Below are 7879 nucleotides of genomic sequence, written 5' to 3' on the forward strand. Positions count from 1 at the left end.
GCCTGGGTCAGGGTCGAGACCATGACCACCGGCATCGGCCGCAGGCGCATGATCTTCTCGAGGAACTCGATGCCGTTCATGTTCGGCATCTCGATGTCGAGGGTGACGACGTCGGGGTTCAGGGCCTTGATCATGCCCCGGGCTTCGAAGGGGTCGCCCGCGCCGCCGACGACCTCGATCTCGGGATCGCGGTTCAGGGCGGCGGAAATCAGGCTCCGCATCGTGGCGGAGTCATCGACGACGAGTACGCGGATCTTAGCCATTAGCGGCCCACCTTTCTGTAGGCGGTTAGACCGCAGCTTTCGAACGCGGTCACGGAAGCGCCAACGCGCTCGGAGTGGCCGACATAGAGTCGGCCGCCAGGGGCGACGAGCGGCGCGAAGCGGCTCCAGACGCGTTCCTGGGTGGGTTCATCGAAGTAGATCACGACATTCCGACAGAAGATGGCGTCGAACGGACCTTTCATAGGCCACGACGGACCGTTGAGATTTAGTTCCCGGAACGCCACGAGGCTGCGGGCGGCCTCGCAGACGCGCCAGGCGCGCTTGTCGCTGGGATCGCGCTCGAAGAACTGGCTGCGGGTCGCGGCGGGAATGCCTTCCAGCAGCGCCTCGTCGTAGACAGCCGCGCGTCCAGTCGCCAGCACGTTGGTGTCGATGTCCGTGCCCAGGATCCGGATGTCCAGATCGGCGGCGTTTGGCCACACCGACAGCACCGTGAAGGCCATCGAGTACGGCTCCTGCCCCGAGGAGCAGGCCGCGGACCACAGACGCAGGCGGCGACCGGCGCGCACCTGATCAGCCAGCGGCTCCAGCACGTTGGCGCGCAGGTCTTCGAAATGGTGCGGCTCGCGGAAGAAGCGCGTGACGTTGGTGGTCAGCGCCCGGAGCATCTCCTGGCTCTCGTCCGCGCCCTTCTCGCTCGCCACAAAGGCGCAGTAGTCGGCGAACGAGCGCAGCCCCAGGGCGCGCAGGCGCTTGGCCAGACGGGAATAGACCAGCGTCGCCTTACTGTCGGGCAGGCTGATGCCCGCCAGGTCGTACAGCAGCGCGGCGATGCGCTTGAAGTCCTGATTGGTGAAGGCGAACTCGCCATCGACGATGGCGTCTCGCTCGGTAAGGGCTGCGGCGGTCATCAGGCGGCCATCGCCTCCCGTTCCGGCAGGATGCGGTCCAGCGAGATCTCGCTGATCATCCGCCCCTCGATGGAGATGATGCCCCGCACGAAGCTGCGAACCGCGTCGCAGGCCACGTCGGGCGTCGGCTGGATCATGTCGTCGTTGACCGACAGGATGTCGGACACCGCATCGACCAGCAGGCCGACCGTGCGGTCGCCCGCCTTGACCACGATGAAGACGCTGCGGACGGTCGGCTCCAGGACCGGCATGCCCAGGCGGCAGGCCAGGTCCATGATCGGCAGGACGGCGCCCCGAAGGTTGATCACGCCGCGCATGTAGCCGGGGGACTGCGGAAGGGTCGTCGCCGGGCTCCAGCCGCGGATTTCGCGGACGGCCATGATGTCCACGCAGTACTCCTGGTCCCCCACGCGGAAGGAGATCAGTTCGCGGCGGTCAGCGCCGATGGCGGTGGCATGTTCTTCCATGACTTACTCCGCGGCGATGAGGGTGGGTTCGGTGGGACGAGGCGCGCCGCCTTCGCGGCGACGCAGATTGATCGTGGCGTCGACATCGAGGATCAGGGCCACGCGGCCGTCGCCCAGGATGGTCGCGGCGGCCACGCCCTCGACCTGCTGGTAGTTCTGCTCGAGCGACTTGATGACCACTTGGCGCTGACCGTGGATGGCGTCGGCGACCAGGGCCGCGCGCGAACCATCCTCGCCCTCGACCAGCAGCACGACGCCGTCGGTCGGCGGCGGGCTTTCGTCTCGATAGCCCAGGGTCAGGCCGACGTCGATCAGCGGCACGAAGCTGTCGCGAACCGCGAGCACCGAGCCGACGGGGCCCAGCGGACGAACCTCTTCCGGCTTCGGACGCAGGCTTTCGACGATGGCGGCCAGCGGCACGACCAGGGTCTCGCCCGCGACATCGACCACCATGCCGTCCAGCACGGCCAGGGTCAGCGGCAGGCTGAGCGTGAAGGTCGAGCCTTGGCCCGGGCGCGAGGTGATCGAGATCCGACCGCCCAGGGCCTGGACCGAGCGCTTGACCACGTCCATGCCGACGCCGCGGCCCGACACGTCCGAGATCTTGTCGGCGGTCGAGAAGCCCGGGAGGAAGATCAGGTTGTCGATTTCCTCGTCGGTCAGCTGCAGGTCGGGCGCGATCAGGCCCTTCTTGACCGCGATCGAGAAGACGCGCTCGCGGTTGATGCCCTTGCCGTCGTCCGAGACCTCGATGACGATCCGGCCGCTGCGGTGCAGCGCGGCCAGGCGGACCATGCCTTCGGGGTTCTTGCCGGCGGCCTTGCGCTCATCGGGGCTTTCCAGCCCGTGGTCGATGGCGTTGCGCAGCATGTGGGTGATCGGTTCAGCCAGACGCTCGATGACCGTCTTGTCGACTTCGGTGTTCTCACCGTCCATCACCAGGCGGGCCTGCTTGCCCGTCATGTTGGCGACTTCGCGGACCAGACGCGGCATGCGCTGGAACACCGACTTCACCGGCTGGGCGCGGATGGCCATGACGCTGTCCTGGATCTCGCGCGTCAGCTGTTCCAGCTCGTCGAGGCCCATGGCCAGGTTGGAGGACGGGGCGATGCCATATTCGCCGACGCGCTGCGCCAGCATGGCCTGGTTGATGACCAGCTCGCCGACGAGGTCGATCAGGCGGTCGATCCGCTCGGGATCGACGCGGATGACCGATTGGCCGGGGCCGGGCACTTCGACCTGGGCGGCCTTGGCCGGCGCGGCGGCGGGCGCGGCCGGCGCCGCGGGCGCTGCGGCCTTCGGAGCCTCGGCGACCGGAACGGGCGCGGGAGCCGGCGCGGGCGCTTCGGCGGGCTTGGCTTCGACGGGCGCCGGAGCGGGCGCTTCGGCCACGACGGGCTCCGGCGCCGGGGCGGGCGTATGGACCTCGGCGGCCGAGGGCTCGGTGGCGCGGATCAGCGCGGCGAGTTGCTCGACCGTGGCCTCGCCGCGGATGATGTCGAGATCGCAGTCGCCGTCGACGAATTCGAAGACCTCGCGGATCGCCGCCTCATCTTCCTCGGTCTCGACGCGAACGTTCCAGGTGACGTAAGCCGCTTCCGGATCCAGCTCGTCCAGCTCGGGAAGGTGGCGGTCGTCCAAGGTGGCCTTGATCGGGCCGAGGCGGCTCAGCTCACGCAGCAGCAGAGCCGTCTCGTTGGCCTTGCGATAAAGGTCCGACTTCGGACGGATCGACACCGTCCAGACGTTCTCAGGCGCCAGTTCGGCGTCGGCCTGCTGGGCCTCCACCGTGATGGTCTGGGGCACAAAGACGAACCCGAGGTCATCGTCGTCCATGGCGTCGTCGTCCGCGGGCGCGGCGGCGGCCGGGGCGGCGGCGGCTTCGACAGACGCTTCGGCGGCGGGCGCCTCGGCGACCGGCGCGGCGGCGGGCGCGGGGCTCGCGTTCGGGTCGGTCCAATGCTCCAGCTCGGTCGCCATGGCGGCCGAGGCGGCCATGTCGACGTCGCCCAGGCCGCGAGCGGCGCTGACGTGGTCGGCCAGGATGTCGGAGGCGCGCAGCAGGACGGCGGCCAGCTCGATCGTGCTGGGCACGGCGCCGGAGCGCACGGCGTCCAGCAGCGTCTCGAACACGTGGGCGAAGCGCACCAGCGGCTCAAGGCCGAAGGCGCCGGCGCCGCCCTTGATCGAGTGGACGGCGCGGAACACGGCGTTGACCGTCTCGAGGTCGCCGGACCCTTCCTGCATAGCCAGGAGACCGCCTTCGAGGTCGGCGAGAAGCTCCTCGCATTCCTGGAAGAAAGTGACCTTGATGGCCTCTAGCTCGTCCATTCCCGTACGTCCTAATTCGCGTCTAGCAACGGGTAGTCAAATCAAAGCGGCGGATTACTCGCCCGATCAGGCGGCGACGCGGCGGATGGCGTCGACCAGCTTTTCGGGATTGAAGGGCTTCACGATCCAGCCCGTGGCGCCGGCCTCGCGGGCCCGCTGCTTCTTGGCCGGGTCGCTTTCCGTGGTCAGGACCAGGATCGGGATGGCGCGATAGTCGTCGTCGACGCGCACCGCCTCGATGAAGCCGAAGCCGTCCAGCTTGGGCATGTTGATGTCCGTGATGATCACGTCAGGACGGTGGGCCGAGAGGACCTCGAGCCCATGCTCGCCATCGACGGCCTCGACCACGTTGAAGCCCGCGCCGGCCAAAGCCATGCGCAGCATGTCCCTCATGGTGCGGGAGTCATCGACCGTAAGAACCGTCTGCGTCACGATTCAGCTCCTTGGAATTCCGCCGACAGGAGCGCCTTTTCGGCGCCAAACAGACGGGTGGTTTCTACGAAGGCCTCGGAAGGCCCCTTGATGGAAAAGGGTTGACCGTCATGGTCCCAGGCCTTGCGGGCCGCCAGGAGGACCTGCAGGCACAGACCGCCGAAGCGGCGCACCTGGTCGGCCTCGATCTCGATCGGAGCGCCGCGGCGCTCCAGGAGCGCGGCCTTCAGAGGGGCCGCGGCCTTCAGGTCCAGATTTTCAGGCAGCGCGATGGCGGCCATTAGAATTCCTCCCAACCTTCCGTGACGGGGGCTTGAGCGACCGCCGCCGAACCACTGCTCCGGCCCGGACGGGCGAAGGTGTTCAGACGGGCCTGCTGCTCGGCCACCGGGTTGCGCGCCGGAGCGTGCTGAGCCGCGTCGGCGGGGGCCGGGCGCGAGTAAGACGAGGCGGCCGCGCCCACTTGGAAGCGGGCCATCAGGCGAACCAGCTCGGCGGTCTCGCCCTTCAGCGAGTGCGTCGCGGCGGTCGACTGCTCGACCATGGCGGCGTTCTGCTGAGTGACTTGGTCCATCTGGTTCACGGCCGTGTTCACTTCGTTCAGACCGGTCGCCTGCTCCGCGGCGGAGGCCGCGATTTCGGTGACCAGGGCGTCGATCTCACCAACCTTCGCCACGATACGCTGCAGCGCTTCGCCGGTCTGGCCGACCAGGCTGACGCCTTGGCTGACCTGCTGGGTCGACGAGGAGATCAGGGTCTTGATCTCCTTGGCGGCCTCGGCCGAACGTTGGGCCAGAGCGCGAACTTCCTGAGCCACGACCGCGAAGCCGCGACCCGCCTCGCCCGCCCGCGCCGCTTCGACGCCGGCGTTCAGGGCCAGCAGGTTGGTCTGGAAGGCGATCTCGTCGATCACGCCGATGATCTGGCTGATCTGGCCCGAGCTCTTCTCGATCTCCCCCATGGCGGAGACTGCCTGATGCACAACCTGACCGGAATGCGTCGCTTCGCCACGGGTGGTGGAGACAACGTCCGAAGCCTGGCGCGCACCCGAGGCCGTGCGACGAACAGTCGCGGTCAGCTGGTCCAGGGCGGCGGCGGTTTCTTCCAGGCTGGCGGCCTGTTGCTCGGTGCGGCGCGACAGGTCGTCGGACGCGTGGGCGATCTCGTCGGCGCCGGTGCGCAGGCCGTCGGTCGAGGCGGCGATGACCTTCATCGTCTCCTGCAGCGAGCCCATAGCGGCGTTGAAGTCGTCCTTCAGCTTGCGATAGTCGCCCGGGAAATCGGCGCTGACGCGGAAGGTCAGGTCGCCCGAGGCCAGCTTTTCCAGACCCTCGGCGAGGCTGGTGACCACCAGCGCGCTTTCCTGGGCGGCGGCGGCGGCGGCGGCTTCCTTGGCGCGGCGCTCGTCCGCGGTCAGGGCGGCCGACTTCTCCTGCTCGGCGCGCAGTTGCTCAAGGTGCAGCTGGTTGTCGCGGAAGACCTTCAGGGCTGACACGATGGCGCCCAGTTCGTCGCGGCGCGTCATCTTTTCCAGGTCGATGCTGTTGTCGCCCTTGGAGAGCTTATCGGTGGCGCCGGCGATGTCGTTGATCGACTTGCGGGTCGTCATCACGGTCAGGAACGCCAGAGCGCCGACGGCGGCCAGGGTGACCAGCGACAGAATGATGGTGACGCTCATCGCGGCGGTGGCTTCGGCCTGACGCTTGGCCGTCTCCTTGGCCACGCGCGTGTTGGCGGCGGCGACCACCTGGTCCAGCACGCCGGTCATCTTGGCGTATTGTTCTTCGAACGGGGCGATGAAGCCGGCGGCCATGCCGAAGTCGACGCCGATCATCCCACTGACGGTGTCGATGGCGCTGCGGCATTCCTCGAGCGACTTGATCAGCTCGTTGATCTTGGGCTGCTCGTTGGCCGGCAGTTTGCTCTTCAGAGCGATCAAGTCCTTCTTGACCGCGTCGGTCTCGGCCAGGACGGCGGACATCCGAGCGTCGTTCTTGTCGACGTCGATATTGCCGGCCTTGTGGGTCATGACGACGAACAGTTCGCCGTTGATGTTCGAGATGCGCTTAGAGATCTTCTGGATCTCCATGTTTTGGCGCATGTCGTTCTCGACGACCTGCTTCAGCGCAGCCGACTGGCTCTTCTGAACAATAATGGCTCCGCCGGCCATCAGGGCCAGCATGAGCAGCGCGAAAGCCGGCGCGAAGCCGATCTTAATGATCAACGGCAGATCGACGAGACGAAGGCGTTTCATCGTAGGTCCCCTCCAACCAGCGGCCCGTGCCCACGGGTCGCCAAACTGAGGGGAGATAATCCAGATAGAGTCCTAACAGACTCTGACTTGGTTAAAAGGAATTCGAGATAAATACGCCCGAAAGCCTCGAAATGGGCGTTTGGTCGCAGCGTCCGCAAGCGGGATTCTAAGGAGCACCCCAACTAACAAAGGCTCTCGGGGCTCCAGCCGCCATGGTTACCTGGAAGTAAATCTCGAATATTCTTACGGGACTTAGAATATATTAACTGCCTTCTGAGAGTCTGCTCCTGCGTCCAGTTGGCGCATCGTCCACAGGACGTAGAAACACTACTAGGAGCAGCGGGATGAAATATCCGATCGCTATTGCCGCGGGAATCGCCGGCAGCTTTTTCGTGGCTCAGGCCGCTTCGGCCGCGGGTGGTTTCGAAGACCAGATGGGCCGCTGCCTGCAGCAGTTCGCCAACACCCGTGACGCGGCTCAGGTGATGCTGGAATGCAACGCCGCCGACGGCAAGCTGTCGGACTGCAAGGTCGTCGACAACAGCGCCGCCGGCAAGGGCTTCGACAAGGCCGCCATGTGCATCGCTGAAAAGCTGCCGATGGGCGCCAAGACCGGCACCGTGAAGGTTCCTTTCCGCTTCCCGGGCGGCGCGTAAGCGTCGCCGAGTTGGCGAGAGACGTTTTAAGTCCTCGCCCACCAAGCTGGAAATCAGAACGCCCTCGCCGATCGCTCGGCGAGGGCGTCTTATTGTGCGCTGGCCAGAGCGGAACGGATGAGAGCCCTTCCGCGCCGGCGTGGCGCTCCCTCTAGAATTCTTCCCACTCGTCCTTGACGGCCACCGCCGCCCCGCCGCGCGAGACAGGGGCCGACGCGCCTGGGCGACTGGCCGGACGCGGCGCGGGCGCGGCGCGTGGCGCGGTCGCTTGCGTGGCTGGAGCTGCGGGGCGCCCCGAGATCGAGAAGGTCGCCACCTGACGGGCCAACTCCGCCGTCTGGCTCTTCAGCGAATGGGTCGCGGCCGTCGTCTCCTCGACCATCGCGGCGTTCTGCTGGGTGACCTGGTCCATCTGGTTGACGGCCGTGTTCACCTCCGAAAGCCCGCGCGCCTGGTCCTGGGACGAGGCTGAGATCTGGACGATCAGCTCGTCGATCTCGGCCACCTTGCCGACGATGCCTTTCAGCGCGTCGCCCGTCTGGCCCACCAGGCCCACCCCGGCCTCGACCTGCTTGGTCGAAGCGCCGATCAGGGCCTTGATCTC

At 67.0% G+C, this 7879-nt stretch carries 8 protein-coding genes and 1 pseudogene; 1 reads left to right on the top strand and 8 read right to left on the bottom strand.

The annotated features are described in order from the left end of the window. The 7 genes and pseudogenes from Q0379_RS14680 to Q0379_RS14710 all read right to left on the bottom strand — a co-directional run. Positions 1-263: response regulator (locus Q0379_RS14680; RefSeq protein WP_299010227.1), on the bottom strand; the 263-nt coding region annotated here is incomplete at its 3' end. Beyond that, a complete protein-coding gene (locus tag Q0379_RS14685) occupies positions 263-1135 on the bottom strand; it encodes a protein-glutamate O-methyltransferase CheR (RefSeq protein ID WP_299010230.1) in 873 nt (290 codons plus the stop codon). The genes Q0379_RS14685 and Q0379_RS14680, both read right to left, overlap by 1 nt. Beyond that, positions 1135-1602 (bottom strand): chemotaxis protein CheW, encoded by a 468-nt coding sequence (locus Q0379_RS14690; protein ID WP_299010233.1) that lies wholly within the window; start codon positions 1600-1602, stop codon positions 1135-1137. Before Q0379_RS14690 ends, Q0379_RS14685 begins: the two co-directional genes overlap by 1 nt. A gap of 3 nt (positions 1603-1605) precedes the next feature. Beyond that, positions 1606-3933 (bottom strand): chemotaxis protein CheA, encoded by a 2328-nt coding sequence (locus tag Q0379_RS14695; protein ID WP_299010236.1) that lies wholly within the window; start codon positions 3931-3933, stop codon positions 1606-1608. Positions 3934-3999: 66 nt separating this feature from the next. Beyond that, a complete protein-coding gene (locus Q0379_RS14700; protein WP_013080817.1) occupies positions 4000-4365 on the bottom strand; it encodes a response regulator in 366 nt (121 codons plus the stop codon). After that, positions 4362-4646 (bottom strand): STAS domain-containing protein, encoded by a 285-nt coding sequence (locus Q0379_RS14705; protein WP_299010243.1) that lies wholly within the window; start codon positions 4644-4646, stop codon positions 4362-4364. The genes Q0379_RS14700 and Q0379_RS14705 overlap by 4 nt, the downstream gene beginning before the upstream one ends. Next, positions 4646-6663, bottom strand: a pseudogene (locus tag Q0379_RS14710) (methyl-accepting chemotaxis protein). Before Q0379_RS14710 ends, Q0379_RS14705 begins: the two are co-directional and overlap by 1 nt. A gap of 300 nt (positions 6664-6963) precedes the next feature. Between Q0379_RS14710 and Q0379_RS14715 the strand changes: the two are divergent. Beyond that, entirely contained in the window at positions 6964-7275 is a 312-nt protein-coding gene (locus Q0379_RS14715; protein ID WP_066686217.1) for a hypothetical protein, read from the top strand. A 151-nt stretch (positions 7276-7426) separates the two neighbouring features. Here Q0379_RS14715 and Q0379_RS14720 read toward each other — a convergent pair. Beyond that, positions 7427-7879 (bottom strand): methyl-accepting chemotaxis protein (locus tag Q0379_RS14720; protein ID WP_299010248.1); only part of this gene is annotated, 453 nt, incomplete at its 5' end.

Origin of the sequence: uncultured Caulobacter sp., from assembly GCF_937900395.1 — a bacterium.
Taxonomy (GTDB): domain Bacteria; phylum Pseudomonadota; class Alphaproteobacteria; order Caulobacterales; family Caulobacteraceae; genus Caulobacter.